This window comes from Spirosoma terrae, from assembly GCF_010435915.1.
GTDB lineage: Bacteria > Bacteroidota > Bacteroidia > Cytophagales > Spirosomataceae > Spirosoma > Spirosoma terrae.
Map to the genome: position 1 here is coordinate 191,699 of NZ_JAAFZH010000001.1, position 26,139 is coordinate 217,837.

General features: G+C 44.1%; 22 protein-coding genes and 4 tRNA genes. 22 read left to right on the forward strand and 4 right to left on the reverse strand.

Going from position 1 to position 26,139, the window contains the following annotated elements:
* The first annotated feature begins 72 nt into the window (after positions 1-72).
* A complete protein-coding gene (locus GK108_RS00775; protein WP_246224603.1) occupies positions 73-1,269 on the forward strand; it encodes a PSP1 domain-containing protein in 1,197 nt (398 codons plus the stop codon).
* A 43-nt stretch (positions 1,270-1,312) separates the two neighbouring features.
* On the opposite strand, the gene GK108_RS00780 is transcribed toward GK108_RS00775, so the two are convergent.
* A complete protein-coding gene (locus tag GK108_RS00780) occupies positions 1,313-3,037 on the reverse strand; it encodes a M56 family metallopeptidase (protein WP_163941340.1) in 1,725 nt (574 codons plus the stop codon).
* Between the two features lie 3 nt (positions 3,038-3,040).
* Positions 3,041-3,403: a BlaI/MecI/CopY family transcriptional regulator gene (locus GK108_RS00785; RefSeq protein ID WP_163941343.1), complete on the reverse strand. Its 363-nt coding sequence runs from the start codon at positions 3,401-3,403 to the stop codon at positions 3,041-3,043.
* Positions 3,404-3,509: 106 nt separating this feature from the next.
* Between GK108_RS00785 and GK108_RS00790 the strand changes: the two genes are divergently transcribed.
* Positions 3,510-3,992 (forward strand): gliding motility lipoprotein GldH, encoded by a 483-nt coding sequence (locus GK108_RS00790; RefSeq protein ID WP_163941346.1) that lies wholly within the window; start codon positions 3,510-3,512, stop codon positions 3,990-3,992.
* Positions 3,993-4,010: 18 nt separating this feature from the next.
* On the forward strand, positions 4,011-4,655 hold the full coding sequence (locus tag GK108_RS00795) for a phosphatase PAP2 family protein (RefSeq protein WP_163941349.1): 645 nt from the start codon (positions 4,011-4,013) through the stop codon (positions 4,653-4,655).
* 58 nt (positions 4,656-4,713) lie between these two features.
* On the opposite strand, the gene GK108_RS00800 is transcribed toward GK108_RS00795, so the two are convergent.
* On the reverse strand, positions 4,714-5,187 hold the full coding sequence (locus GK108_RS00800; RefSeq protein ID WP_163941352.1) for a DUF4293 domain-containing protein: 474 nt from the start codon (positions 5,185-5,187) through the stop codon (positions 4,714-4,716).
* A gap of 54 nt (positions 5,188-5,241) precedes the next feature.
* On the opposite strand from GK108_RS00800, the gene mnmD reads away from it, so the two are divergent.
* The 19 genes from mnmD to GK108_RS00895 all read left to right on the forward strand — a co-directional run bounded on the left by mnmD (position 5,242) and on the right by GK108_RS00895 (position 24,902).
* Complete coding sequence (mnmD, locus tag GK108_RS00805; protein ID WP_163941354.1) at positions 5,242-5,913, forward strand: tRNA (5-methylaminomethyl-2-thiouridine)(34)-methyltransferase MnmD; 672 nt, start codon at positions 5,242-5,244, stop codon at positions 5,911-5,913.
* A 102-nt stretch (positions 5,914-6,015) separates the two neighbouring features.
* Positions 6,016-6,603: a thioredoxin family protein gene (locus tag GK108_RS00810; protein WP_163941357.1), complete on the forward strand. Its 588-nt coding sequence runs from the start codon at positions 6,016-6,018 to the stop codon at positions 6,601-6,603.
* Between the two features lie 292 nt (positions 6,604-6,895).
* A complete protein-coding gene (locus tag GK108_RS00815; RefSeq protein WP_246224664.1) occupies positions 6,896-8,818 on the forward strand; it encodes a M13 family metallopeptidase in 1,923 nt (640 codons plus the stop codon).
* A 143-nt stretch (positions 8,819-8,961) separates the two neighbouring features.
* A complete protein-coding gene (locus GK108_RS00820; RefSeq protein ID WP_246224605.1) occupies positions 8,962-9,477 on the forward strand; it encodes a hypothetical protein in 516 nt (171 codons plus the stop codon).
* A gap of 342 nt (positions 9,478-9,819) precedes the next feature.
* Positions 9,820-9,905, forward strand: a tRNA-Tyr gene (locus tag GK108_RS00825).
* A 98-nt stretch (positions 9,906-10,003) separates the two neighbouring features.
* Positions 10,004-10,076, forward strand: a tRNA-Gly gene (locus tag GK108_RS00830).
* Positions 10,077-10,157: 81 nt separating this feature from the next.
* Positions 10,158-10,229 (forward strand) — tRNA-Thr (locus tag GK108_RS00835).
* Positions 10,230-10,385: 156 nt separating this feature from the next.
* On the forward strand, positions 10,386-11,573 hold the full coding sequence (tuf, locus tag GK108_RS00840; RefSeq protein WP_163941363.1) for an elongation factor Tu: 1,188 nt from the start codon (positions 10,386-10,388) through the stop codon (positions 11,571-11,573).
* A gap of 119 nt (positions 11,574-11,692) precedes the next feature.
* Positions 11,693-11,766: transfer RNA gene (locus GK108_RS00845), tRNA-Trp, on the forward strand.
* Between the two features lie 13 nt (positions 11,767-11,779).
* A complete protein-coding gene (gene secE / locus GK108_RS00850; RefSeq protein WP_163941365.1) occupies positions 11,780-11,971 on the forward strand; it encodes a preprotein translocase subunit SecE in 192 nt (63 codons plus the stop codon).
* An 89-nt stretch (positions 11,972-12,060) separates the two neighbouring features.
* Positions 12,061-12,621 carry a transcription termination/antitermination protein NusG gene (nusG, locus tag GK108_RS00855; RefSeq protein ID WP_163941369.1) on the forward strand — a complete coding sequence of 187 codons (561 nt, stop codon included), beginning with the start codon at positions 12,061-12,063 and terminating at the stop codon, positions 12,619-12,621.
* A gap of 165 nt (positions 12,622-12,786) precedes the next feature.
* A complete protein-coding gene (gene rplK / locus GK108_RS00860; RefSeq protein WP_163941371.1) occupies positions 12,787-13,230 on the forward strand; it encodes a 50S ribosomal protein L11 in 444 nt (147 codons plus the stop codon).
* A 25-nt stretch (positions 13,231-13,255) separates the two neighbouring features.
* Positions 13,256-13,954: a 50S ribosomal protein L1 gene (gene rplA, locus GK108_RS00865; RefSeq protein ID WP_163941375.1), complete on the forward strand. Its 699-nt coding sequence runs from the start codon at positions 13,256-13,258 to the stop codon at positions 13,952-13,954.
* 3 nt (positions 13,955-13,957) lie between these two features.
* Entirely contained in the window at positions 13,958-14,491 is a 534-nt protein-coding gene (gene rplJ / locus GK108_RS00870) for a 50S ribosomal protein L10 (RefSeq protein WP_163941378.1), read from the forward strand.
* A 54-nt stretch (positions 14,492-14,545) separates the two neighbouring features.
* Positions 14,546-14,932: a 50S ribosomal protein L7/L12 gene (gene rplL, locus GK108_RS00875; RefSeq protein WP_163941382.1), complete on the forward strand. Its 387-nt coding sequence runs from the start codon at positions 14,546-14,548 to the stop codon at positions 14,930-14,932.
* 249 nt (positions 14,933-15,181) lie between these two features.
* The gene (rpoB, locus tag GK108_RS00880; protein WP_163941386.1) at positions 15,182-19,051 is read left to right on the forward strand and encodes a DNA-directed RNA polymerase subunit beta; all 3,870 of its coding nucleotides are present in this window, start codon (positions 15,182-15,184) and stop codon (positions 19,049-19,051) included.
* A 119-nt stretch (positions 19,052-19,170) separates the two neighbouring features.
* The gene (rpoC, locus tag GK108_RS00885; RefSeq protein WP_163941389.1) at positions 19,171-23,499 is read left to right on the forward strand and encodes a DNA-directed RNA polymerase subunit beta'; all 4,329 of its coding nucleotides are present in this window, start codon (positions 19,171-19,173) and stop codon (positions 23,497-23,499) included.
* A 107-nt stretch (positions 23,500-23,606) separates the two neighbouring features.
* Entirely contained in the window at positions 23,607-24,410 is an 804-nt protein-coding gene (locus GK108_RS00890) for a transglutaminase domain-containing protein (RefSeq protein WP_163941394.1), read from the forward strand.
* Between the two features lie 57 nt (positions 24,411-24,467).
* On the forward strand, positions 24,468-24,902 hold the full coding sequence (locus GK108_RS00895) for a hypothetical protein (protein ID WP_163941396.1): 435 nt from the start codon (positions 24,468-24,470) through the stop codon (positions 24,900-24,902).
* 61 nt (positions 24,903-24,963) lie between these two features.
* Here GK108_RS00895 and GK108_RS00900 read toward each other — a convergent pair whose 3' ends face one another.
* A complete protein-coding gene (locus GK108_RS00900) occupies positions 24,964-25,899 on the reverse strand; it encodes a hypothetical protein (protein WP_163941404.1) in 936 nt (311 codons plus the stop codon).
* Positions 25,900-26,139 lie beyond the last annotated feature (240 nt).

Genomic DNA, 26,139 nt, shown 5'->3' on the forward strand with positions numbered 1-26,139 from the left:
GTGATAGAAAGAACTCTGAATCGTAAACTGAAAATCATCTGACGCCCAGTAAAACTTAAAACTGGATGAATTATGTCATGTAAATCCTGTGCAACTGGTGGTTGCGGGACTCGGCAGGGAGCAACTGATGGGCAAAAAACAGCTACAGTCGGATGCGGAAGCGGAGGGTGCGCTACAGGAGGATGCAATAAATTGAATACGTTCGACTGGTTGAGCGATATAGCCATGCCAGGAGTGAAACAATACGATGTTGTTGAAGTAAAGTTTAAAGGGGGGCGCAAAGATTATTATCGTAACGTTCATCAACTGGATTTAACAACCGGCGACTACGTAGTGGTCGAAATGCAGTCAGGTTATCACATAGGCGCTGTTTCACTACAAGGCGAATTAGTACGTCTACAAGTCAAAAAGCGGGGTGTTAAAATCAACGATGATACTAAAGTTATTCATCGAATTGCTACGCCTAAAGACCTTGAACGACACGATCAGGCCATTTTGCGGGATTTGCCAGCGCTCTATCGATCGCGCGAGATCATTCGCGAACTAAAGTTGAATATGAAATTATCTGACGTTGAATTTCAATCAGATAATACAAAGGCTACCTTTTATTATTCTTCCGAAGAACGCGTCGATTTTAGAGAGCTGATTAAAATGCTCGCCAGTGAGTTTAAGGCACGTATCGAAATGCGGCAGATTAGTCTGCGTCAGGAAGCGGGCCGTTTAGGCGGAATAGGTTCCTGTGGGCGAGAATTGTGCTGCTCTACCTGGCTTACTGATTTCAAAAATATTGCAACATCTGCGGCTCGTTACCAGAATCTATCGCTGAATCCAGCGAAATTATCGGGCCAATGTGGTCGTCTAAAGTGTTGTCTCAACTATGAGTTGGATACCTATGTAGACGCGCTGCGAGATATTCCCACAATCGACAAACCTCTCGAGACACAAAAAGGAAGAGCTTATCTGCAGAAAACAGATATTTTCCGTAAGCTCATGTGGTTTGGCTATGGGGCCGAAAGTACGTGGCATCCATTGCCAATACCTCGGGTTCTGGAAATAGCTGAATTGAATAAAAATGGCATTATTCCAGAGTCATTTGATGTATTGACACCCATTGGAGAAAAAGAGCCTGTGCCCGTGGCAGCCCTCAATAGCGATCTTCAGAAGCTCGATGCTAAATATGCAACACGTAGTAGCGCCAAAAAGAAAAAGAAAAAGCCAAAAGGAGGAACCGATAAGCCGTCGAAACCGGCTTCTAACGGTAAATCTTAATAACAAATAAACCCAGCTACTCGGCTGGGTTTATTTGTTATTGCTAAAAATCGCCGGAATAAAAGGGACTAAATACGTAGTAACTACTATCGCGCTTGGCCCGTTCAGGGGCCGTTTGAATATGAAGCTCAAAGCGTGAGTTATTAGTACTTGAATGAAACCAGTCTGTATAGGGTCTTTCTTTGGTATGAACACGGGCTACTTCACGTACATGAATGGTTTCAACGGCATCGGCCGTGGCCGGAATCCCATTAATGAATATGTCAACGGAATGTTTAAAGTCATCATAGACTTTCAAATGCTCGTTCTTTGTCCGTTCTACCAAGGCATTTTTGTTATGGAAAAAGGTAGCTTCCAATAGTTGGTTCATCGTAAATGAATACGTTTCTCCTCTTGGATGCTGGGTGATAGCCGCGGCTTTGAGCAAGGTGAAAAAGTCTTCTCTCTTCTGATCGAATGGAATTGGTTTAGGGCTCATCTGTATAATAACCTGATAGGGTTTTAGATTCGGATCTACTTTATCAGCATCATCCCATTGATGAAGAACAACTAACTCCTCTACAAAATCTGGCGAGAGCTTTTCCAGGATGCTTACAGAAGCTGGTTTACTATTAATGTAAACATCCATTCCATACTTATAATCATCTGATACAGCAAAACGATTATTCTCCAGGTGCAAAATAATTGGGTCAGTACTAAATGCTTTTGTAGTGAGCTCGTCATTTATTAAAAGCATATCTGTACGCCAGATGTGTTGGCTATTTAACGTATTTACTAAGGTGCGTGATGCGTTAGTAGCAGGTAATGAGTTAGGCGATTGGGAGTCATTATATGTATCATAATTATGCCGGCAGCCTAACGCCATCATTACCACCAGTAACCCCCAAATTGTATATTTGCTCCGCATCATCGAGTTAGATCGCGGCCGATTAATCATCGCAATCCGTTGGCGTAAAGTAGGTCCACTAAAGGAAGAGATAAAAGAAGGGTAGTGAGCCGATTGACTTAGCGTAATCAGGCTATACTGGTACGTATAAGTGTCAACACCTTCGGACAATACGGCACTGTCGGTACTGAATTCGATCATTTGCCGAACCAATGATCGGAGTAAATAAACCGCCGGATTAATCCAGAAAACAATACAAAGTAACTCGGCGCCTAAAATATCGAAACTATGCCGTTCTCCTACATGAACACGCTCATGTCGGAGAATCTGATCCAGCTCTTCTGGCCCGAATAGGTTCGTATTTAAAACAACCCAGTTAAAGAATGAAAAAGGAGCGCGTACCTGATTATTGTTGGCTAAAATAAAGTCGTCATATGCTTCCTGGGTAGAGTGACGAATAACACTACGTAGCGAAAATAGCTGAATCGACAATCGGATGAACAGTAGGACAACACCCAGTAGATAAACCAAAATTAGTCCCGATTGCCAGGACCAGACAAGCCGTTGTGGAACCGCAGTGTGAAAGGCACGATACGTACGCTTGTTTGGGAAGGTGATCGTGATTTCGGGGCGTATAAGTTGTGGAGCAGGAAGCACGTTGGGTACAATCACCGCTGCTGTTCGCTGCATTACATTTCTGACTGGCTGCGGTCGCCAATCGGGAAGTTTTAACAGAGGCATGGTTAATGCTGCTGTTACACCGAGCCAAAGCGCGACGCGATTCGCTCTGAAAAAAGTCTCCCGACGTAGTAAAATAAAATAGCTAATACCTACCACGGCGAGCAGTCCATTAGCCAGCAGAACGTAACGTAGCGTTTCCATCCGCTATTTCTTTTTTTCGATCATTGCCAGAATTTCACGAAGCTCATCTGCCGAAATCTTTTCGTTCTGGGCAAAGTAGCTTACTAAATTTTTATATGAGTTATCAAAGTAATCAGTAACGACCCGTTTAAGCACAAATCTGTTCTGGTAGGCTTCCTTAGTGATGATTGGATAATATTCATGGGTATTCCCATAAGCGCGGTGCCCCACATAACCCTTCTCCTCCAGATTCCGAACAATCGTTGACACGGTATTGTAATGTAGAGGAGGATCTGTAAACTGAGGCACCATATCTTTTACGTAAGCCTGCTCCAGCTTCCAGAGCACTTGCATCACTTCTTCTTCCTTAGCCGTTAACTTTTCCATGAAACAAACTTATAACTATTTTTCTAGTTTGCAAGCGGCTTTTCTAGTTTTTGTCGTTTGAAAAGCCAGGCAGGGTATTGTAGCTTTGCGGTTTATTCAAGTAAAGATGAGATCATTTATTGTAGTGTTAATCAGCGCAATGCTTGTATTCAGTTGCGACACAAACGCAGTGTATAAGGAATATGCTGATATTGACGATGGAAAGTGGTACATAAAAAACGCTCCTTCGTTTACGTTTGAGATAGACGATGCGAGCGTTCCTTATAACATATACTACAACCTACGAAATAGCCTGTCTTATGGGTACTACAATTTGTATCTGACCCGCTATTTGCGTGACGCTAATGGCAAAGAAATTGAATCCCGATTGGATGAATTAATTCTGATGGATCCTAAAACCGGCAAACCCAATGGCGATGGGCTGGGCGATATTTTCGACCATAAATTTTTAATGAAACGCGATTATCGGTTTCCAAAGCCGGGAAAATATACCATGCAAATCAAGCAGTATATGCGGCAGGACCCTCTATTGAATATATTGAGTGTAGGCATTACCGTCGAAAAGGCCAATAATACGTCTACAAATTAATTCTCCAATCTGTTTCTGATGTTACTTGAGTTTCTGAAGAAGAATCGTTTTTTCTTTTTGCCGTACGGCCTGGCGTTGGTTGTGATGGGTATACTGCAATTACTGTATACACAGGAACAGTTAATGCAGTGGGTAAACGTGCGTAACAGTCCGATAGCGGATGTATTTTTTACCTATGTTACGTATATGGGCGATGGCGCATTTTTTGTCGTGATCTGCGTCATACTCCTGATCTACAATCGTCGGGTTGGCTTTGTTGCTTTTGCCAGTTTTGCTCTTTCTTCGTTAGTATCTTTGTTTCTGAAAACTATTATTTTCCCCAACTCACCCCGACCGCTGAAATTTTTTGAGCACTCAACGTTTGAGTTTCATATTATTAAAGGGCTGGATATTCACAGTTATAATAGCTTTCCTTCCGGTCACACTACGTCTGCTTTTGCTGTATTCGGTTTGCTGGCTTTTCTGGATGCACGAAAAGAACGAGGGTGGTTTTTCTTCTTTCTGGGTATTTTGACTGCCTATTCTCGCGTGTATTTGTTTCAGCACTTTGTTGAAGATACGTATGTAGGCTCTATGGTAGGAACCGTATCGTCTGTTGTTATCTATCTTTTTCTTGATAAATGGATGAGAAAAAAAGAGCTTGCCAGCTCCCAGAGACTATAAAAAAATAAGCCCTGGTTCATAATGAATCAACCAGGGCTTGTTTTGTAGATCGGGATTATTAGCGCAGTCGATCAGAATCTTTTACCAATTTTTCGTCCCGACGGATAAAACGGTTAGCCAGGGCATTACAAATCAGAGCGCCAATAATAGCGTAAAACCCTAATTGAAATTCGCCCTGGTCGGCCGGATTGCCATATTCTTTGCCTTTGTACAGAGTATTATACAGGATAATACCCATTATAGCTGTTAACATCAGCGCATTAACGGCGCACAAAGCGGTCTGGGTTAGCCGATTACGATACTGGAAAATGGCGTACAGCGACGATAGGCCTACTAAAGCTAATAGAAGCCCAAGATACCAAACCGATGTTACGTAATTAGTAATGCCTTGCTGCTGGCTGTATTGAATGGCGGTTAAATGGGCCATCTCAGGAGATTTAAGGCCAGCTTTCTCCCAGATTGGGGTTGATAAAGCAACGCCCATGGCTACAACAATAAGAAACAAAAATATCGTCTGAACGCGTTGGATCATTAGTGAAATATATATGTTTTGGGATCGCAAAAATAGCCCAAAAATCAATAGTGTATGAAAGCAGATGTGCGCTTAATGATTACCGGTGATGGTTCACACACGGCAGTGAATCAGGCACTCGATAAAACGTATCATTCTATCCACGGGGCTTATCAGGAATCGCAGCGTGTTTTTATTGAATTAGGGCTATGGAATGCCTTTGATACGTTCCCCAACGATACGTTGCATATTTTTGAAATGGGGCTAGGCACAGGCCTTAATGCTTTGCTGACGGCACGAGAAGCGGAAAAGCATCGACGCTCGATCGTTTATACAGCCATTGAGGCTTTTCCTATGGACTTAGAAGATGCCCAGCAATTAAATTATGATGAGTTGTTAGGTACAAACTATCTTAACGCGATCCATACCGCAGCCTGGAATCAGTCTAGTCAAATTACTCCGCATTTTACATTGACTAAGCTGGAAGGACATCTACAGGAACTACATACAGACGAACGCTTCCATTTAATCTATTACGATGCATTTGCGCCTACTGCCCAACCGGAGCTTTGGGAACCCGAATTGTTTCAGCAAATGGCAGACTTATTGCTGCCAAATGGTAGACTGACGACGTACTGTTCTAAAAGCTATGTGCAGCGGAATATGAGAGCAGCTGGTCTGGTTGTTGAAAAGCATCCGGGCCCACCTCATAAACGGGATATTCTACGGGCAATCAAGCCTTTATAACCACTTGCCACCAGCCCATGAACGTAATAAAATGAGGTATTAAACTAATTTTTAGTACGTAAAGGCGTTATCATAAAAAACTGCTTTACGATCCAACAGACTATGAACCGTTTATTTCTCTTTTTCGGCGCTTTTCTGATACTTACCATTAGCGCATTCCGGACAACTTTGCCAGGTGAACCTACCAGTTCTCCCAAAACCGAAGCAAAGCACATAAAATGGTTGACCATCGAAGAAGCTTATGCGCTGACGCAAAAAAAGCCGAAGAAGTTTGTGGTTGATGTCTACACCGACTGGTGTGGATGGTGCAAAGTGATGGATAGAGAGACGTTTTCTAAGGAAGCCATCGTCGATTATGTTAATGAAAACTACTATGCTGTTCGTCTGAATGCGGAGCAACGGAAGGATATTAAGCTTGGCAAGGAAACATTTAAATTCGTCAGTGCAGGAAGTCGGGGAGTACATGAATTAGCGGCCGCGCTCCTAAGAAATCAAATGAGTTATCCAACCACTGTCTTTTTGGACGAAAAATTTCAGTTGATTCAGCCAATACCCGGTTATTTAGAGCCGCGTACGTTCCATCAAATCATTACGTATTTCGGTAACAATTATCATCAGAAAGAACCCTTCGACCAATACAAAGCTAGTACGTACGCCAAGGCGTATCAATCTTCATTAGCTGGCAAATAAGGCTATAAATAGTAAAGTCGTTCGGCGGTTGGTCTAGCTTTCTCAAGAGTTAGACTAACCGCCGAACGGCTTTTATAGCAACAAGAATAGCCGTTTCTCATGTACTTTTGTAGTCTTTACTAACCCAAATCAACAAGACTGCATGAATAAGCAACTGTTTTTCCTGTCGTTGGCTGTTATGTCAGTAACGTCAATGACTGGTAATGCATCAACAACCTGGTTTGCTTCATACCCGCCCGCAAAAGATAAAAGAGTAGTTGCTCCCCCCCGGAAATTTATTGATCCCCAGAATATGGATCTATCAGTAAAGCCAGGGACCAATTTTTATCAGTATGCTAATGGGAACTGGATACGGTCCAACCCAATTCCAGCGTCTAAAACCTCCTGGGGAAGTTTCAATGAACTCCGGGAAAAGAGCCTTGATGCCATGAAAACATTGCTGGAAGAGGCTTCTAAAACAACTACCAGAGGCCGATTATACCAGATGGTTGGCGATTACTACGTAAGCGGTATGGATAGTCTTACGCTGGAAAAAAGAGGTTTCGATCCAATCAAGCCCGACTTAGCCCGTATCGACAAAGTAAATAATAAGGCCGCTTTCTTTGATGAACTAGCGTATCAGCGGACGCAGGGCAATGGCATGCTGTTTGGCTTTGGTGTTACGCCTGATCGTAAGAATGTCAATAAATATTTGCCACAATTTGCGCAGGGGGGCACTACGTTGCCGGATCGGGATTATTATCTGAAAAGCGATGCTCGTAGCCAGTCAATACGTACTGCCTATAGTGATCATCTGCTCAAAATGTTTGCACTAATTGGCGAAGAGCCAACTCAGGCCTCGCAGGATGCGGATGTGATTATGCGTATCGAAACCGCTTTGGCACGCGCTCAGATGCCCCGAGTAGACATGCGTGACCCGTATAAAACGTATAATAAACTTAGTATTGCCGCTTTCAATCGGTTAACGCCCGAGCTCAATTGGGCCGACCAGTTAACAAAATATGGCGCCAAAGGTCAAGATACAGTTCTGGTGCAAAGTCCAGCCTTTTTTCATTCTCTCGATAGCCTGATCACTGCTACTCCGCTGGAAGATCTTCAAACCTATCTTCGGTGGAACATAATTAAAGGGGCAGCTCCATACTTAAGTGATGCTTTTGTGGCTCAGAATTTTGCGTTCACCAAAGTGTTGACGGGGCAGAAAGAACAAACTCCGCGTTGGCAACGGGTAAGTAGCCTGATTGACGGTACGCTCAGTGATTTGCTTGGCCAACTATACGTACAGACTTATTTCAAGCCGGAAGCTAAACAGCGAATGCTGACACTTGTCGACAATCTGGAGTCCTCGTTTAAAGAGCACATCAAAAATCTGGACTGGATGAGTGAGGAAACTAAGAAAAAAGCATTGACAAAATTGGTTGCTTTTAAACGTAAGATTGGCTATCCCGATAAATGGAAAACGTATGAAGGAGTTGTAATAGCCCGGAATGATTTCTACGGCAACGTAAAGTCGGCCAGTAAATGGCAATACAATCATATTCTTAGCCGATTAGGAAGACCCGTCGATCGAACCGAATGGGGGATGACGCCACCAACAGTCAATGCATCTTATAGTCCTATCAACAACGACATTTCGTTTCCGGCTGCTATTCTCCAGTTCCCATTCTTTGACTTTGACGCCGATGACGCTGTTAACTACGGTGGTATCGGTGCCGTAATTGGTCATGAGATGACACATGGCTTCGATGATTCGGGGCGTCAATATGATGCTGATGGTACGCTACGTGATTGGTGGACAAAAGATGATGCTTCAAATTTTAAAGAACGAGCCAATAAAGTGCGCGACCAGTTTTTTGGCTTCAAGGTGCTGGATTCTATAAAAGTTAATGGGCAACTTACATTAGGTGAGAATCTGGCCGATCTGGGCGGACTCGCTATTGCTTACGATGCATTCAAAAAAACGGCACAGGGCAAATCGAAAACAAAAATTGATGGATTTACGCCCGATCAACGCTTCTTTTTGTCATGGGCGCAAATTTGGCGTAGCAATCAATTACCTGAATCAACAGCGCAGCGTATCTTAACCGATCCACACGCACCGGATATGTATCGAGTGAACGGGCCATTATCAAATATTGACGCTTGGTATCAAGCCTTCAGTATTCAGCCAGGAGACCCGCTCTATAAACCCAAGGAGCAACGTATTAAAGTTTGGTAAATAGGATAAGGATTGAAAAATTGGACAGCTTAACAGGAACTGAATTGTTACGTTAAACTGTCCAATTTTTTATATTGATGGCAAAATAGGACTAGTCACATATTAATTTGTCTTGTATGCACATATCTCGATCAGTATTGTTTTTGTTAACACTTACCTTTTCCTGCCAGACTAAATCCCACCAAGAGGCCGGGAATGAGAAGACAGGAGCAGCTATTCAGCAGGACAGTGCCTCAAGCCTAACTAAACGGCCAGGACCAGACGCCCCCCGGTCAGCTGCTGACCGTCTAGTACGTGCGTTGTATTTTGAGCATAATGTAAAAGAGAATCCTCTTCGCGAGAAAAAAGATCGATCATTAATTGACCAGTTTTTCGCGAAACCAACGGCTGATCTTATCTGGAATGATGCTCAAAGAGGCACTGGTAAAATAAATAGAGCGAAAATTAACTTACTATTTAACGCTTCGGATGAAGCCGTCAAGAAAATCTGGGTTGAGCCAGCCGCCGTTGGTGATACAAGAGCCATTGTATACGTAACATTTCAACAGAACGGTAATCCGGTAGAGTTGAAAGTTGACCTATTACAAGTTAGTGGGCGATGGCGCATTACAGATATAATTTACCCTGATGGGAAACAGTTAACAACTTTAGTCGAGTAAACGTAATTTTTAGAGTAGAGTGATGCACACAAAAGTTGTTTCGGAATCATTTAGTAACCACAATACGAAAGCTTACAATAGACAGAAAGACTCGCCGGATTAATGAGGAGCTAGCCAATAGACAGTGTTGAGGCTACCAATGATGAAAAATTAGGTTTAACAAATTCAGTTCGAAATAGGGTTTGTAGGGCCTAGAAGCGTTTTGAGCGCATGTTTTTTCAACTATTTGGCTGAGTTACTAAATTATTTTTTGTCTATGTGTTGACAACAAGATAAAACCGTGTAATTTTGCAACTCCAAACCCGAAACGGGGACGGGAATGTTCTTTAAAAGTGTTTTTTTGGGGAGTTTCCAGAGTGGCCAAATGGATCAGACTGTAAATCTGCTGGCGTACGCCTTCGGAGGTTCGAATCCTCCACTCCCCACCAAAATAGTTTTCAGTTTTTAAGTTTTGGCGAATCAGTTAATGCAGTTTAGTCTAGTTGTCTAACTGTTAGCATAAAACTTGTTGACTGGAATTTTTTTTGCGGAAGTAGCTCAATTGGTAGAGCGATAGCCTTCCAAGCTATAGGTTGCGGGTTCGAGACCCGTCTTCCGCTCTAGTAAGTTTATAGTTTTCGGTTAATTCATTCAACACAATGAACATGCTGGGAACTATAAGCTCCATGTAAAGATTTTTTGCCGTTATAGCTCAGCGGTAGAGCACTTCCTTGGTAAGGAAGAGGTCCGGGGTTCAAGTCCCCGTAACGGCTCAAGACTTCACTATGAAGTCTTTTTTTAAACGGGGCCGCCCGTGCGGTTTCAAGCCAAAACGGTGTCAGACCCAAATGGGTGATGTCGTCTGGCTTAATTGACGTTCAGCGAGTTCACCCAATAACAAAAACAGTTCATAATAGCGTTTTAAAAACATGGCAAAAGAGAATTTTGACCGCTCGAAACCGCACGTAAACATCGGTACGATTGGTCACGTTGACCACGGTAAAACGACGCTGACGGCTGCCATTACGAAAGTGCTGGCCGAAAAGGGTCTGGCCGCAATTCGGGACTTCTCCTCGATTGACAACGCTCCAGAAGAAAAAGAGCGTGGTATCACCATCAATACATCGCACGTTGAGTACGCTACGGCTAACCGCCACTATGCGCACGTTGACTGCCCGGGCCACGCTGACTATGTGAAAAACATGGTAACGGGTGCTGCTCAAATGGACGGTGCTATCCTCGTGGTAGCTGCAACGGACGGCCCAATGCCTCAGACTCGTGAGCACATTCTGCTTGCTCGTCAGGTAGGTGTTCCTCAGCTCGTTGTGTTCATGAACAAAGTGGACATGGTGGATGATCCAGAGTTGCTCGAACTCGTAGAAATGGAAATCCGCGAACTATTGAGCTTCTATAACTTCGACGGCGATAACATCCCAGTTATTCAAGGTTCAGCTCTTGGTGGTCTGAACGGTGATGCTAAATGGGTTGCTACGATTGAAGAACTGATGGATGCTGTTGACAGCTTCATCCCACTACCTCCTCGTCAGACGGATCTTCCATTCCTGATGCCAGTAGAGGACGTATTCTCGATCACTGGTCGTGGTACAGTTGCTACGGGTCGTATTGAGCGTGGAATTATCAACTCTGGTGAGCCAGTTGAAATCCTGGGTATGGGTGCTGAAAACCTGAAGTCAGTTGTAACTGGTGTTGAAATGTTCCGGAAAATTCTGGACCGTGGTGAAGCCGGTGATAACGTAGGTCTTCTGCTCCGTGGTATTGAAAAAACCGATATCCGTCGTGGTATGGTTATTTGCAAACCTGGTTCTGTAACTCCACACGTAAAGTTTAAAGCTGAGGTTTATGTACTATCAAAAGAAGAAGGTGGTCGTCACACCCCATTCTTCAATAAGTACCGTCCACAGTTCTACTTCCGTACCACAGACGTAACAGGAGAAATCATTCTTCCTGCTAACGTTGAGATGGTAATGCCAGGTGATAACATCACGATTGAAGTAACGCTGATCAACAAAATCGCTATGGAAAAAGGTCTTCGTTTCGCTATCCGCGAAGGTGGACGTACCGTAGGTGCTGGTCAGGTAACCGAAATCCTGGACTAAGATAGTAATTGAAAACAAGTGCATTTCTTTACAGAGGTGCACTTGTTTTTTTACTATTATTTCGTACTTTTGCAGTCCGTTTCAGAGGTGCGCTGTCGGAATTTTACATAATTATTTACACGGGTGTAGTTCAAGGGTAGAATAGCGGTCTCCAAAACCGTTGATGGGAGTTCGAATCTCTCCACCCGTGCCAATCCTTATATATAATGGACAAGTTTCTCTCGTTTCTGAAAGCCTCATGGGAGGAAGTTCAGCATAACGTGACTTGGCCTAAATTCAGCGATTTGCAATCCAGCTCTACATTAGTTCTGGTGGCGTCGCTGATTTTTGCGCTGCTGGTCGGGTTAATTGATTTAGTGTTTGAGAACGGCCTGAACGCCTTCTATCAGTCATTCTAAAATAGTAGTGTTTTAAGTTTTGACGTGCTTCAGGATTCTGTATCAAAAACTAGGATCTGCAACGGATAAACTTTTAAACTCTAAACGATATGAGCGGCATACAGTGGTACGTTATACGGGCTGTTTCGGGACAGGAAAAGAAAATCAAATCATACCTCGATAACGAAATTATCCGGCAAAAGTTAGACGAAATTATCCCGCAAGTGCTTATACCTTCTGAAAAGGTGTATGAAATGCGTAATGGAAAGAAACGGGTTCGTGAGAAGTCGTTTTATCCTGGATATATTATGATTTCGGCTGATCTGAGCAATAACCGTGCACTTGATTTAATCTTAAATATGCCAGGAGTTTTAGGCTTTTTAGGAAATTCACAAGCAGGCTCAACCACCAAAATTCCCGTTCCATTACGTCAATCGGAAGTTAACCGAATGTTAGGGCGGATTGAGGAAGAAGCACAAGAGGTAGCCACACCAACAGTTGCTTATCTAAAAGGAGAGAACGTTAAGGTTGTTGATGGACCATTCGGTGGTTTCATCGGCACAGTAGAAGAAGTATTTGACGACCGGAAGAAACTGAACGTCGTTGTAAAAATATTTGGCCGGAGTACTCCGGTAGAACTCAGTTACGCACAAGTAGAAAAAGAAAGCTAATTATTCCAGCTTTCTGTAGTTTGGCGTCCTATGCTTCCCTCTGAGGGCGACCAGCTAAAACCAGTTGATTTGTTATGAACGGTGTGCGGATTGGCTATGTGACGAGTCAATTGGAAACCAACTAGTAACGGGGGCCGCCCACGCGGTCGTAAAATTTTTTAAACGATGGCAAAAGAAGTAGGTGGCTATGTAAAGCTGCAAGTCAAAGGCGGGCAAGCTAACCCCTCACCTCCGATCGGTCCAGCGCTTGGTTCCAAGGGTTTAAATATCATGGAATTCTGCAAGCAGTTCAATGGCCGTACGCAGGACAAAATGGGTATGGTATTGCCAGTTTTGATTACGTACTATAAGGATAAGTCCTTTGATTTCGTCATCAAAACTCCGCCAGCACCAATTCTGCTGATGGAAGCAGCGAAACTGAAAGGTGGCTCTGCTCAACCAAACCGCAACAAAGTTGGCTCTGTAACGTGGGATCAAGTCCGGACAATCGCTGAGACGAAAATGCCTGATTTGAACGCTTTCACGGTTGAGTCAGCGATGAAGCAGGTAGCCGGTACGGCTCGCAGTATGGGAATTACGGTGACAGGCGCATCGCCATTCCAGAACTAATAGACTTGCTCAGGCAAATACAGAAATGGCTAAGTTAACGAAAAAACAAAAAGAAGCTCAGTCGAAATACGATGCTTCTAAAGAATATACGCTGGAACAAGCAGCTTCTATTCTGAAGGAGATTTCGTATACCAAATTCGACGCTTCTGTGGATATTGACGTCCGGTTAGGCGTTGATCCGCGTAAAGCCGACCAGATGGTTCGTGGCGTTGCTACGTTACCACATGGTACGGGTAAAACGGTTCGCGTTCTGGTGCTTTGCACTCCGGATAAAGAAAACGAAGCGAAAGAGGCTGGTGCTGATTACGTGGGGCTTGATGACTATATTCAGAAAATTGAACAAGGCTGGACGGACGTTGATGTGATTATCACGATGCCGAACGTAATGGCCAAAGTTGGTCGTCTGGGTAAAGTACTTGGTCCACGTGGTTTGATGCCGAACCCAAAATCAGGAACAGTAACTCCTGAAGTGGGTAAAGCCGTTCGTGAGGTGAAAGCAGGTAAAATCGACTTTAAAGTCGATAAACAAGGTGCTATTCACACAAGCATTGGTAAAGTATCGTTTACGCCAGAGAAGCTGGCTGAAAACGCGCAGGAAATTATCAGCACGCTGCTGAAACTGAAGCCTTCTTCGGCTAAAGGAACCTACGTGAAAACGATCAACTTGTCGAGTACGATGAGTCCGGGCGTAAAGATTGATAAAGGAACTGTAGCCGGAGTTTAAGCCATGAAACGCGAGGAAAAAGGAGTAATTATTGAGGAATTAACTGAAAAGTTTCAGAACATTCCCTTCTTCTACATCACGGAAGCCAATGGCCTAACGGTTGCTGAAACCAACAATCTCCGTCGGATGTGTTTTGAGCGGGGAATCGAGTACAAAGTGGTGAAAAATTCTTTCATCAAAAAAGCACTCGAAACCTTAGATACGGATTATACGCCGTTCAACGAGACGGTGCTACATGGTCAATCTGCGGTGATGTTTCATCCAGAGAACCAAAAAGCGCCAGCGCAGCTTATCAAAGAGTTTCGTAAAACGAATGACAAGCTGCAGTTAAAGGCTGCGTCTATTGATTATAGCCTATTTATTGGTGCTGACCAACTTGAAACGCTCATTAAGCTAAAGAGCAAAGAAGAGTTGATCGGCGAAATCATCGGTCTGCTGCAATCACCTGCGAAAAATGTCATCTCGGCATTGCAAGGTGGTGGCAACAAATTGGCCGGTATCCTCAAAACGTTGTCGGAGCGCGAGGAAGCAGCTTAATTTTCCGACATCTTATTTTCAACATCGTATAACAATCAAATTAAGAATACTACAATGGCAGATTTGAAAGCGTTCGCTGAGCAGCTTGTAAGCCTGACGGTTAAAGAAGTTAACGAACTGGCTGCTATCCTGAAGGATGAGTACGGAATTGAGCCAGCTGCTGCGGCTCCCGTAATGGTAGCTGGTGGTGCTGCAGGTGGTGGTGATGCTGCTCCAGCTGCTGCTGAGAAAACTTCGTTCGACGTAATCCTGAAAGCACCTGGTGCTGGTAAGCTGGCTGTCGTGAAACTAGTTAAAGATCTTACAGGTCTAGGCCTGAAAGAAGCGAAAGAATTAGTTGATGGCGCTCCAAAACCAGTAAAAGAAGGTGTTGCCAAAGACGAAGCTGAATCACTGCGTAAGCAACTTGAAGAAGCTGGTGCTGAAGTAGAAGTGAAGTAAGCACTCTCTTATTAGTATATCGCTCCAGGCAGGGGAGGCCAGACCAACGTCTGGTCTTTTCCTGTTTGGAGACTTTTTTGTCTAAACGCTTGTAAAAGACAAACTTATTTTTATTGCCTTACGTTGTCTATTCACGCCCCTTGGGTTGGGTGACGCCTGGGGTCTGAATAGCCGCTTAATTCGGGTGCGCTAAAGGAAATTGTAACGCACTCATATAGAATCGGTTACGCAACTAAACGAAGCACAATCTTGGCTACAAACGCGAAAAACAGTACGCGCAAAAATTTTGCGACGATTCAGCCAGTGATTGGGTATCCAGACTTTCTGGATATTCAAGTAAAATCCTTCAAAGATTTTTTCCAGCTTGATACACCTTCTAACCAGCGTTCAGAAGAGGGGCTGTTTAAAGTGTTTCAGGAGAATTTTCCTATTTCGGACTCTCGTGAAAACTTCAAACTGGAGTTTATTGACTATTCTGTTGATCCTCCTAAATATTCAGTTGATGAATCAATTGATCGGGGATTAACATATTCTGTTCCTTTGAAGGCCAAACTGCGGCTGTCAAATAATGATCCTGATAACGAGGATTTCGAGACAATTGAGCAGGAAGTTTTCTTAGGAAATATTCCGTATATGACCGAGAAAGGCTCGTTTGTCATTAACGGAGCAGAACGGGTGATTGTTTCCCAATTGCACCGTTCGCCGGGTGTATTCTTCTCAATGAGCAAGCATACAAACGGTACAAAATTATATTCAGCTCGGATCATTCCATTCAAAGGATCATGGATTGAGTTCTCGACGGACGTTAATAACGTAATGTATGCTTACATTGACCGGAAAAAGAAATTCCCGGTTACTACGTTATTACGTGCTATCGGCTTTGGTTCCGATAAGGATATTCTGGATTTATTTGGTCTGTCTGAAGAAGTACCAGCAACACCAGCTAACCTCAAAAAAGCCATTGGCCGTCGGTTAGCGGCTCGTGTATTACGTACCTGGACGGAGGACTTTGTGGATGAAGACACTGGTGAAGTTGTTTCTATCAGCCGCAATGAAGTATTGCTAGAGCGTGATTCTGCAATTTCAGCTGATGATATTGATGTAATTATGGATTCTGGTCAAAAGTCTGTCATCCTGCATAAGGAGGATATGAACATGGCCGACTATAATATCATTTATAATACGCTGCAAAAAGATAGCTCGAACTCAGAAAAAGAGGCTGTTGAGCAAATCTATCGCCAGCTTCGGAACGCTGATGCTCCTGATGAGCAAACTGCTCGCGAAATTATCCAAAGCTTGTTCTTCTCAGACAAGCGGTATGATCTAGGAGATGTAGGCCGTTACCGTATTAATAAAAAACTCGGTCTGGATATTTCATCAGACATGAAAGTTTTAACGACGGAAGATATTGTTTCTATCGTTAAATACCTGATCGGTCTGATTAACTCGAAGGCTGTTGTTGATGATATTGACCACTTGAGCAACCGTCGTGTACGGACTGTAGGTGAACAATTATATGCTCAGTTTGGTGTTGGTCTGGCCCGTATGGCTAGAACGATTAAAGAACGGATGAACGTTCGGGATAACGAGGACTTCAAACCAGTTGACCTCATTAACGCCCGTACTCTATCGTCAGTTATTAATTCCTTCTTCGGAACTAACCAGCTGTCGCAGTTTATGGACCAAACCAACCCGTTAGCTGAAGTGACGCACAAACGTCGTATGTCAGCACTGGGACCTGGAGGTCTTTCCCGTGAACGGGCAGGTTTTGAAGTACGTGACGTACACTATACGCACTACGGGCGTCTGTGTACTATTGAGACGCCTGAAGGACCTAATATCGGGCTGATCTCGTCATTGTGCGTATATGCTAAGATCAATAGCATGGGCTTCATCGAAACACCATACCGTATTATCGAAAACGGTAAAGTGTCGATGGACAAGCCTGTTCAGTACTTAACTGCAGAAGAAGAAGATACCCATTATATCGCGCAGGCAAATGCTGGTGTTGATGACAAGGGTAACTTCCATGTGGATCGCCTAAAAGCTCGCTTTGAAGGTGATTTCCCAATGGCTGAGCCTACGAACGTAACGTTTATGGATATTGCTCCGAATCAGATTGTATCGGTAGCGGCCTCCATGATTCCGTTCCTTGAGCATGACGATGCTAACCGTGCCCTGATGGGATCGAACATGCAGCGTCAAGCGGTGCCACTTCTTCGTCCAGAAGCCCCGATTGTGGGTACAGGTTTGGAAGGACGCGTTGCTGTTGATTCTCGGACATTGGTTATTGCTGAAGCAGACGGTGTTATTGAATTCGTTGATTCAACAAAAATCGTTGTCAGATACGAATTAGATGATGATCAACTGGCCGTTTCTTTTGATGATGACCGGAAGACATACAATCTGATTAAATTCCGTCGGACTAACCAGGATACATGCATCAACTTGAAACCGACTGTTCTGAAAGGACAGCAGGTGAAAAAAGGAGACGTATTGTGTGAAGGGTATGCGACTCAGGCTGGTGAATTGGCTCTTGGACGTAACATGAAAGTTGCTTTCATGCCATGGCAGGGCTACAACTTTGAGGATGCTATTGTAATATCTGAGCGTGTTGTTCGTGAAGATATTTTCACCTCAATTCACATTGAAGAGTTTGAACTGGAAGTCCGTGATACGAAGCGTGGTGAAGAGGAATTAACTTCTGAAATCCCGAACGTATCAGAAGAAACCGTTCGTAATCTCGATGAAAATGGTATCGTTCGCGTAGGTACTGAGGTAAAAGAAGGCGATATCCTGATCGGCAAAATTACACCTAAGGGTGAAAGCGATCCGACGCCAGAGGAAAAACTCCTTCGTGCTATCTTCGGCGATAAGGCTGGTGATGTAAAGGATGCTTCGAAAAAGGCACCACCATCCTTGAAAGGGGTTGTCATTGATACGAAGCTTTTTGCTCGTCCTGCTAAAGAAGAGCGAGGTAAGCATAAAGACGAGGTCAAAGCACTAATGAAAAAATACAGCCGTGAGTTGAATGACTTCCGTGCTCGTATGATTGAAAAAACAGTGGAGTTGCTGGACGGTAAAACCAGCGCGGGAGTTAAACACAAATTCGGTGACGAAATTGTGAGTAAGGGTGTCAAGTTTAATCGTAAGAATATTACCGATAACTTATTCCCTGACAAGAATGCTTATCGCGATGAAAGTGGTTATGCTGTTCCCGAAGAAGCTAACTTGCTGATTGATCTTAATCTTGATGGCTGGACGGACGATGATAAGTTAAACCAAATGGTTGTAGCGCTAGTGAAAAACTACAACAACCGTCGGAGCGAAATCACAGGCCGTTTCAAACGCGAGCGCTTTACTCTTGAAGTAGGCGACGAGCTGCCAGCAGGTATTGTGAAGCTTGCCAAAGTTTATATCGCTAAGAAGCGTAAACTGAAAGTAGGGGATAAAATGGCTGGTCGTCACGGTAACAAAGGGGTTGTAGCCCGGATTGTGCGTGATGAAGATATGCCGTTCCTGGAAGATGGAACACCAGTGGATATCGTTCTGAACCCATTAGGTGTACCTTCTCGGATGAACCTTGGTCAGATTTACGAAACAGTGTTGGCATGGGCAGGTCAGAAGCTAAATCGGAAGTATGCAACACCAATCTTTGATGGGGCTACTGAGCAACAAGTTGCTGATGAATTAGATGCCGCCGGACTTCCATCATTTGGCCGGACGTATTTATACAATGGTTTGACCGGGGAGCGATTCGATCAACCCGTTACAGTAGGTATTATTTACATGCTGAAACTTGGTCACCTTGTAGACGACAAAATGCACGCTCGTTCGATTGGACCGTACTCGCTTATTACTCAGCAACCGCTGGGTGGTAAGGCACAGTTCGGTGGGCAGCGGTTTGGTGAAATGGAAGTATGGGCACTGGAGGCTTTTGGCGCATCGAATATCCTACAAGAAATTCTGACCGTTAAATCAGATGACGTAGTAGGTCGTGCGAAAGCATATGAGGCAATCGTAAAAGGTGAAAACTTACCGAAGCCGAATATTCCAGAGTCATTTAACGTACTTGTCCACGAACTACGTGGTTTGGCCCTTGAAATTACATTAGAGTAGAATTAGTCATTTAGTGTCATTGTAGTCGTTTATAGTCATCAGTTACTCAGGTAATATATGCCTATAAACGATTATAATGGCCACAATGACAACGTTTTAAAAACTATAATCTCCAACCAATGTCGTTCAAAAAGAACAAGAAACTCAATAGCGACTTCCAGAGCGTGACCATCAGCCTGGCATCGCCGGAGTCTATTTTGGAGAGTTCCTACGGCGAGGTAACACAGCCGGAGACGATCAACTACCGGACTTATAAGCCTGAAATGGGTGGCTTGTTCTGCGAGCGCATCTTCGGGCCAGTTAAGGACTGGGAATGTCACTGTGGTAAATACAAACGGATTCGTTACAAAGGCATTATCTGTGACCGCTGTGGTGTTGAAGTAACGGAGAAGAAAGTTCGCCGTGAACGCATGGGCCACATCGAACTGGTGGTGCCCGTTGCGCATATCTGGTACTTCCGCAGCTTACCAAACAAAATAGGTTATCTGTTAGGTCTTTCAACTAAAAAATTGGATCAGGTTATCTACTACGAACGTTACGTAGTTGTTCAACCTGGTGTGAAAGCTGAAGACGGCGTTAACCAACTCGACTTCTTAACAGAAGACGAATATCTTGATATTATTGATAAACTGCCGAGCACGAACCAACACCTCGACGATAAAGACCCAAATAAATTCATCGCTAAGATGGGGGCTGAAGCATTAGAGATGTTGTTATCGCGTTTGGATTTGGACGAGCTGTCGTATTCGTTACGTCACTCAGCAGCTACTGATACATCGCAACAGCGTAAAGCGGAAGCTTTAAAGCGTCTGAAAGTTGTTGAAGCGTTCCGTGAGGCTAACGGTCGGATTGAAAACCGTCCAGAATGGATGGTTATCAAAATGGTTCCGGTAATTCCACCTGAACTACGTCCGCTTGTCCCTCTGGATGGTGGTCGGTTTGCTACGTCTGATTTGAACGATTTATATCGTCGGGTTATCATCCGGAACAACCGTCTGAAACGCCTGATCGAAATCAAGGCACCTGAAGTAATTCTGCGTAATGAAAAGCGGATGCTACAGGAAGCAGTCGACTCGCTCTTCGATAACTCTCGGAAAGTAAACGCTGTTCGTTCAGAAGGTAACCGCGCTCTGAAATCGCTATCTGATATGCTGAAAGGTAAGCAGGGGCGTTTCCGTCAGAATTTGCTTGGTAAGCGCGTCGACTATTCAGGTCGTTCGGTTATTGTAGTAGGTCCTGAGTTAAAACTGCATGAGTGTGGTTTGCCGAAGGATATGGCGGCTGAGTTATTCAAACCGTTTGTTATCCGTAAGCTTATCGAGCGCGGCATCGTTAAGACAGTTAAGTCGGCGAAAAAAATCGTTGACCGGAAAGATCCTGTTATCTGGGATATTCTGGAGAACGTATTGAAGGGTCACCCTGTACTGTTGAACCGGGCTCCAACGCTTCACCGTCTGGGTATCCAGGCGTTCCAGCCAAAACTGATTGAAGGTAAAGCTATTCAGCTACACCCACTCGTTTGTACAGCGTTCAACGCTGACTTTGATGGTGACCAAATGGCTGTACACGTACCGCTGGGTCAGGAGGCTATTTTGGAAGCATCGTTATTGATGCTTGCATCGCACAATATTCTGAACCCTGCCAATGGCGCACCTATCACGGTACCATCGCAGGACATGGTATTGGGCCTATACTACGTAACAAAAGGACGTAAGAACACACCAGAATACCCAATTCTGGGTGAAGGTATGACCTTCTACGGTGCTGAAGAGGTTATTATTGCTATCAATGAAGGCAAGATCTCCAAGCATGCGAATATTAAATGCCGAGTTAAGTTACGTGACGAGAGCGGTGAGCTTGTCTACAAAGTAATCGATACGGTTGCTGGTCGGTTGTTGTTTAACCAGGCTGTACCAGAAGAAGTTGGTTACATCAACGAGCTTTTGACGAAGAAAAAACTGCAACAAATTATTGCGTTGATCTTCAAAATCTCGGGTGGCGCGCGCACGGCGCAGTTCCTTGATGATATCAAAGAACTAGGCTTCCAGATGGCATTCAAAGGCGGTCTGTCAATTGGTTTGAGCGACGTAATGATTCCTGAAGCTAAACAGGGACTCGTTGAAGAGGCAAAAGCTGAAGTACAGAGCGTTTGGGATAACTACCTGATGGGTCTGATTACGGAAAATGAGCGTTACAACCAGGTTATTGATATCTGGACTCGTGTAAACTCTCGTTTGACCGAAACGCTGATGAAACAGCTGGAGGCAGACCAAGGCGGTTTCAACTCGATTTATATGATGATGCACTCGGGAGCGCGTGGTTCGCGGGAGCAGATTCGTCAGTTGGGTGGTATGCGGGGGCTCATGGCCAAGCCTCAGAAAAACCTGCAAGGCTCAGTGGGTGAAATCATTGAAAACCCAATTCTGTCGAACTTCAAAGAAGGTCTTGACGTATTGGAGTACTTTATTTCAACGCACGGTGCTCGTAAAGGTCTTGCCGATACCGCTCTGAAAACGGCTGACGCTGGTTATCTGACCCGCCGTCTGCACGACGTAGCGCAGGATGTTATTATTAGTGAAGACGATTGTGGTACGCTTCGCGGTCTGCAAGTGTCTGCTCTGAAAGATAACGAAGATATCGTTGAGCCTCTGTCTGAGCGTATCCTGGGCCGTACAACTGTTCACGATATTTATGATCCGCTTTCAAAAGAGCTTATCATTGGTGCCGGTGAATTAATTACGGAAGAGGTTGCCGCTCAAATTGATGAAACAAGCATCGAAACGGTTGAAATTCGCTCGGTTCTTACCTGCGAATCTCGCCAGGGTGTTTGTGCTAAATGTTACGGCCGTAACCTGGCTTCAGGCCGGATGGTCGATATTGGTGAGGCAGTAGGGGTAATTGCTTCTCAGTCCATCGGTGAGCCTGGTACACAGCTTACGCTTCGTACCTTCCACGTGGGTGGTACGGCTTCTAACATTGCTGTAGATGCATCGATTAAAGCCAAATTCGATGGATTGATCGAGTTTGAGGAAATGCGTACGGTTCAATCGGAAGATGCTGAAGGAAACGCACAAACGGTTGTAATGGGTCGTTCGGGCGAAATTCGGATCGTTAGTCCGGAAGATCGTAACATTGTTCTTATTAGCAATAACGTACCATACGGAGCATTCCTACGCGTGAAAGATGGCGATATGGTGAAAAAAGGCGACGATATCTGCGCCTGGGATCCGTATAACGCCGTTATTCTGTCGGAGCTTACCGGTACACTAACGTTCGATGCTATTGAGGACGGTATCACTTATCGGGAAGAGTTTGATGAACAAACAGGCTTCCAGGAGATGGTGATCATTGAGACTCGTGATAAGTCTAAAAACCCAGCTATTGTTGTAAGCGGTGTAAGCACATTGCTACCAGAAATTACGGAGAAGGGTTATAACTTACCAGTTGGCTCACGACTTGTTGTAAAAGAAGGACAGGCTATCAAAGCTGGTCAACCATTAGCCAAAATTCCACGTAACGTTGGTAAAACTCGCGACATTACGGGTGGTCTGCCACGTGTAACGGAATTATTTGAAGCTCGTAACCCATCTAATCCGGCAGTTGTTAGTGAAATCGATGGTGTTGTTACGTATGGTACAATCAAACGTGGTAACCGGGAAATCTTCATTGAGTCGAAAGATGGTACGAAGAAAAAATACCTGGTGCCGCTGTCGAAGTTCATCCTTGTACAGGACAATGACTTCGTACGGGCTGGTGCTCCACTTTCTGATGGTGCTATTACACCGAGCGACATTCTGGCTATTAAAGGACCAACTGCTGTTCAGGAGTATCTGGTAAATGAAATTCAGGAAGTTTATCGTCTACAAGGGGTTAAAATCAACGACAAGCACATTGAAGCGATCGTGCGCCAAATGATGCAGAAAGTTGAGATCGTTGACTCTGGCGATACGAACTTCCTGGAAGGACAAGTTGTCGATAAGTGGCTTTTCCGTGAGGAAAACGATAAAGTTCTTGATGCTAAGGTTGTTACAGACGCTGGTGATTCGGCCAACTTTAAACCTGGTCAGATTATTACGAGTCGCCAGCTTCGCGATGAGAACTCTACCCTGAAACGCCGTGACATGGCTCTTGTAAGTGTGCGCGACGCGATGGCTGCCGTTTCTCAACCAACGCTGCTAGGTATTACGCAGGCTTCACTGGGTACTGACAGCTTCTTGTCCGCTGCTTCGTTCCAGGAAACGACAAAAGTGCTTAGCGAAGCCTCTATACGTGGTAAGCAGGATGCACTGGACGGCCTGAAAGAAAATATTATTGTTGGACATCTTGTTCCAGCCGGAACAGGTCTCCGCCGTTATCAGAGCGCTATTGTTGGTTCTAAAGAAGAACTGGAATCGCTTACTGAATCGCGGGAGCAATATGCTCGCAGTAAAAAACGTGCTACTGTTTAATCAATAGCTTATGAATAAAAAGCCCCAATTGACTCAATTGGGGCTTTTTTTGTAACAAACTGATCGAAAAAAAACTTATTCTATCGAACATATACTTAAGATACATCATGCAACTCGACGCAGGCTGTGAGCTGTCTTTTGAAGCAAAAGAACCAACGCCATTAGTACTAATGCTACGTCCTCGATCAGGAGCCGGGCAGTGGATTATTAGGGAGGAGTATCAGATAACTCCTGCTGTGAATGTTACGGAATTTACCGACATCTACGGCAATCTATGTCAACGAGTTGTAGCACCTACGGGCCCATTTTCTATTCATTTTTCAGCGTCCGTGCAGACTGCCGATTTGATTGACGTAGCGAAAGGGGCTCCCTATACGCCTGTAGAAGAATTACCAGATGGCGTATTACATTACACTTTACCAAGCCGTTATTGTCAATCCGATCAGTTGGGTAATTTAGCAGTTGAAATTACTAAAGATAGTGAAGCCGGCTATGATCAGGCCGAAGCCATTCGGCGGTGGATACACGAGAACGTAACGTATCAATATGGAACCAGCGACTCAAGTACATCGGCGGTAGATACAGCGAATAAACGCATTGGTGTTTGCCGGGATTTTACTCATTTAGGAATTTCACTCTGCCGCGCTTTAAATATTCCAGCGAGAATGGTTGTTGGTTATCTTTACCAATTAGATCCTATGGATCTTCACGCGTGGTTTGAAGCTTATGTGGATGGCCGCTGGTTTACATTTGATGCGACTCAGAAAGAGCCGCGTGGTAATCGTATTACAGTTGCTTACGGACGCGATGCAGCCGATGTTGCTTTTACAACGCAGTTTGGCGCCATGACACTAAACGACATGAAAGTTTGGGTCAATGCTGTCGATGAAGCTAGTACAGAGAAAAATTAGAGCAATTCAAACGATTGATTTTTTGGTTGGGTCTATTAACTAAATTTACAGGGGCCGATGAAGAAACAACTTCTTTTTTTTGCATTACTGGTCGCTTTGAGCGCCTGTCAGAATGAGAATGATGTTCGGCCTAATCAGGCAATAACGAGCGCAGCTTCAGGCTTATACCAAACCAACTTCTTTTTAGACCCCTCCTGCGTGGCAATACCAGACGGTAAAATGCCGTATGCCGAGATAAAAAAAGAAACAGACAGTACGATAACAATCGCTTATACCAGGTTTTATCCTGATAAAGAAATTCGGCAGTTAGAGCATGTTTTATTAAGCCGTCAGGCAGAAAGTATTCAACTCAAGCTTAATAAAGCGAGTATTGGCTCTATCCAAACAGACCGTATCTTTACCGATAAAGGAATGGAAAAGGAAGGCCAGGTTTTACGAATTAACTGGCAAAAGACTCCTCAGGATTTCATATATTTTACTGGCTATAAATAGAAGAAGCGTAGCATTTTTAAAATGCTACGCTTCTTCTATTTGAACTTGAGAGAGTTGGAATCTATCGAACCGCAAACTCGCCAGACCCTATGCGGAAGCCTTCTGAGTAGAGTTCAACAGTATATTTACCTGGTTTGTAAGGAATGCCGCGAGTATATAACAACTCCACATTTTGACCATTGCTTGTGTAATTAACAGTTTGCTTGGTCGTATAAATAGTTTCGTTGCCATCAACAGTGAAAGTTCCTGATCCATTAGCCATATCAGAGACAACAGCCCCAGTTGGATCAAGGACGCGGACAAAAACCTCTTTAGGCTCTTCTTTAGTAAGAGGATTATCGAGAAGGGTATAAACCAACTTGATCTTGTCCAGACGTTTTGCTTTATAAGCATCGTCTTCTTTCACTTTACCTTTCGCGTTAACCGAGAAAACTTTTACGTTTTGAGCTTTCAAAGCCGCTGCTCGTGTCACCTTCGTAGATAAGTCCTGATTTTGAGCTACAACTGTCGTAACTGAGTCAGAAAGACGCTGTCTATCCGTTTTTAATCCGGTGTTTTCTTCATCCAGGACTTTGACGTTGTTTGCCAACGTTACGTTCTCACGCTGAAGATCAGCGATTAAGCTATCTTTCTCAACCAGGAAAGCTTCGTATTGCTTAATTTTGACCTCATATTTAGCAATCGAAATACGATTTCCTTTGCGCAATGATGCTTTATCTGCCTCTAGTTGGGCTTTCACCTTCTCTAGCTCGGTGACGTCACCACCTAACTTTTGTACTTCAGCAATTTTGGCATCCAGTGCTGTAGAAATAGAATCCAGCTTTACTCGTGTTGTAGACAGCTCTTCAACACGCTCCGAAATTGTTACTTCTTGATTTTCTGAAACCTTTTTCTGATCAAAATATAGATAACTGGATATACCAGCTAAACCCGTCATAATGATTAGGGCTGCTAACAGGGCTCCATTCGATTTTGACCTTGGCGGATTATTCTCCATAGCAATTTTCAGTTTAACAGTTTAACATGCACAGACTAAAAAAGCCGCTTTCGCGGTTGTGTAGAGGTTGTTACATCTGACTGTAGATTAGGCTTAAGAAAGTAAAATCGTATCGATAAAGAGCTGTTTTTATGTATTTGCGTAATCTCGGAACGCCTGGTTATACTAGCATATTGCATAAAATAACTAGTTCTTGTCTAAAAAGGTTTCCTAGCGGTATGTTACAAAGAAATATAAAAG

What these genes read in the sequence shown, in the direction of transcription:
- GK108_RS00800 (WP_163941352.1), bottom strand. Translation starts at nt 5,187, where the DNA reads ATGATCCAACGCGTTCAGACGATATTTTTGTTTCTTATTGTTGTAGCC.
- GK108_RS00810 (WP_163941357.1), top strand. Translation starts at nt 6,016, where the DNA reads ATGAACCGTTTATTTCTCTTTTTCGGCGCTTTTCTGATACTTACCATT.
- GK108_RS00790 (WP_163941346.1), top strand. Translation starts at nt 3,510, where the DNA reads ATGAGATCATTTATTGTAGTGTTAATCAGCGCAATGCTTGTATTCAGT.
- rplJ (WP_163941378.1), top strand. Translation starts at nt 13,958, where the DNA reads ATGAAACGCGAGGAAAAAGGAGTAATTATTGAGGAATTAACTGAAAAG.
- GK108_RS00895 (WP_163941396.1), top strand. Translation starts at nt 24,468, where the DNA reads ATGAAGAAACAACTTCTTTTTTTTGCATTACTGGTCGCTTTGAGCGCC.
- GK108_RS00785 (WP_163941343.1), bottom strand. Translation starts at nt 3,403, where the DNA reads ATGGAAAAGTTAACGGCTAAGGAAGAAGAAGTGATGCAAGTGCTCTGG.
- secE (WP_163941365.1), top strand. Translation starts at nt 11,780, where the DNA reads ATGGACAAGTTTCTCTCGTTTCTGAAAGCCTCATGGGAGGAAGTTCAG.
- GK108_RS00890 (WP_163941394.1), top strand. Translation starts at nt 23,607, where the DNA reads ATGCAACTCGACGCAGGCTGTGAGCTGTCTTTTGAAGCAAAAGAACCA.
- rplA (WP_163941375.1), top strand. Translation starts at nt 13,256, where the DNA reads ATGGCTAAGTTAACGAAAAAACAAAAAGAAGCTCAGTCGAAATACGAT.
- rplK (WP_163941371.1), top strand. Translation starts at nt 12,787, where the DNA reads ATGGCAAAAGAAGTAGGTGGCTATGTAAAGCTGCAAGTCAAAGGCGGG.
- GK108_RS00900 (WP_163941404.1), bottom strand. Translation starts at nt 25,899, where the DNA reads ATGGAGAATAATCCGCCAAGGTCAAAATCGAATGGAGCCCTGTTAGCA.
- nusG (WP_163941369.1), top strand. Translation starts at nt 12,061, where the DNA reads ATGAGCGGCATACAGTGGTACGTTATACGGGCTGTTTCGGGACAGGAA.
- GK108_RS00780 (WP_163941340.1), bottom strand. Translation starts at nt 3,037, where the DNA reads ATGGAAACGCTACGTTACGTTCTGCTGGCTAATGGACTGCTCGCCGTG.
- GK108_RS00815 (WP_246224664.1), top strand. Translation starts at nt 6,896, where the DNA reads ATGGATCTATCAGTAAAGCCAGGGACCAATTTTTATCAGTATGCTAAT.
- GK108_RS00795 (WP_163941349.1), top strand. Translation starts at nt 4,011, where the DNA reads ATGTTACTTGAGTTTCTGAAGAAGAATCGTTTTTTCTTTTTGCCGTAC.
- mnmD (WP_163941354.1), top strand. Translation starts at nt 5,242, where the DNA reads ATGAAAGCAGATGTGCGCTTAATGATTACCGGTGATGGTTCACACACG.
- rpoC (WP_163941389.1), top strand. Translation starts at nt 19,171, where the DNA reads ATGTCGTTCAAAAAGAACAAGAAACTCAATAGCGACTTCCAGAGCGTG.
- rplL (WP_163941382.1), top strand. Translation starts at nt 14,546, where the DNA reads ATGGCAGATTTGAAAGCGTTCGCTGAGCAGCTTGTAAGCCTGACGGTT.
- tuf (WP_163941363.1), top strand. Translation starts at nt 10,386, where the DNA reads ATGGCAAAAGAGAATTTTGACCGCTCGAAACCGCACGTAAACATCGGT.
- GK108_RS00775 (WP_246224603.1), top strand. Translation starts at nt 73, where the DNA reads ATGTCATGTAAATCCTGTGCAACTGGTGGTTGCGGGACTCGGCAGGGA.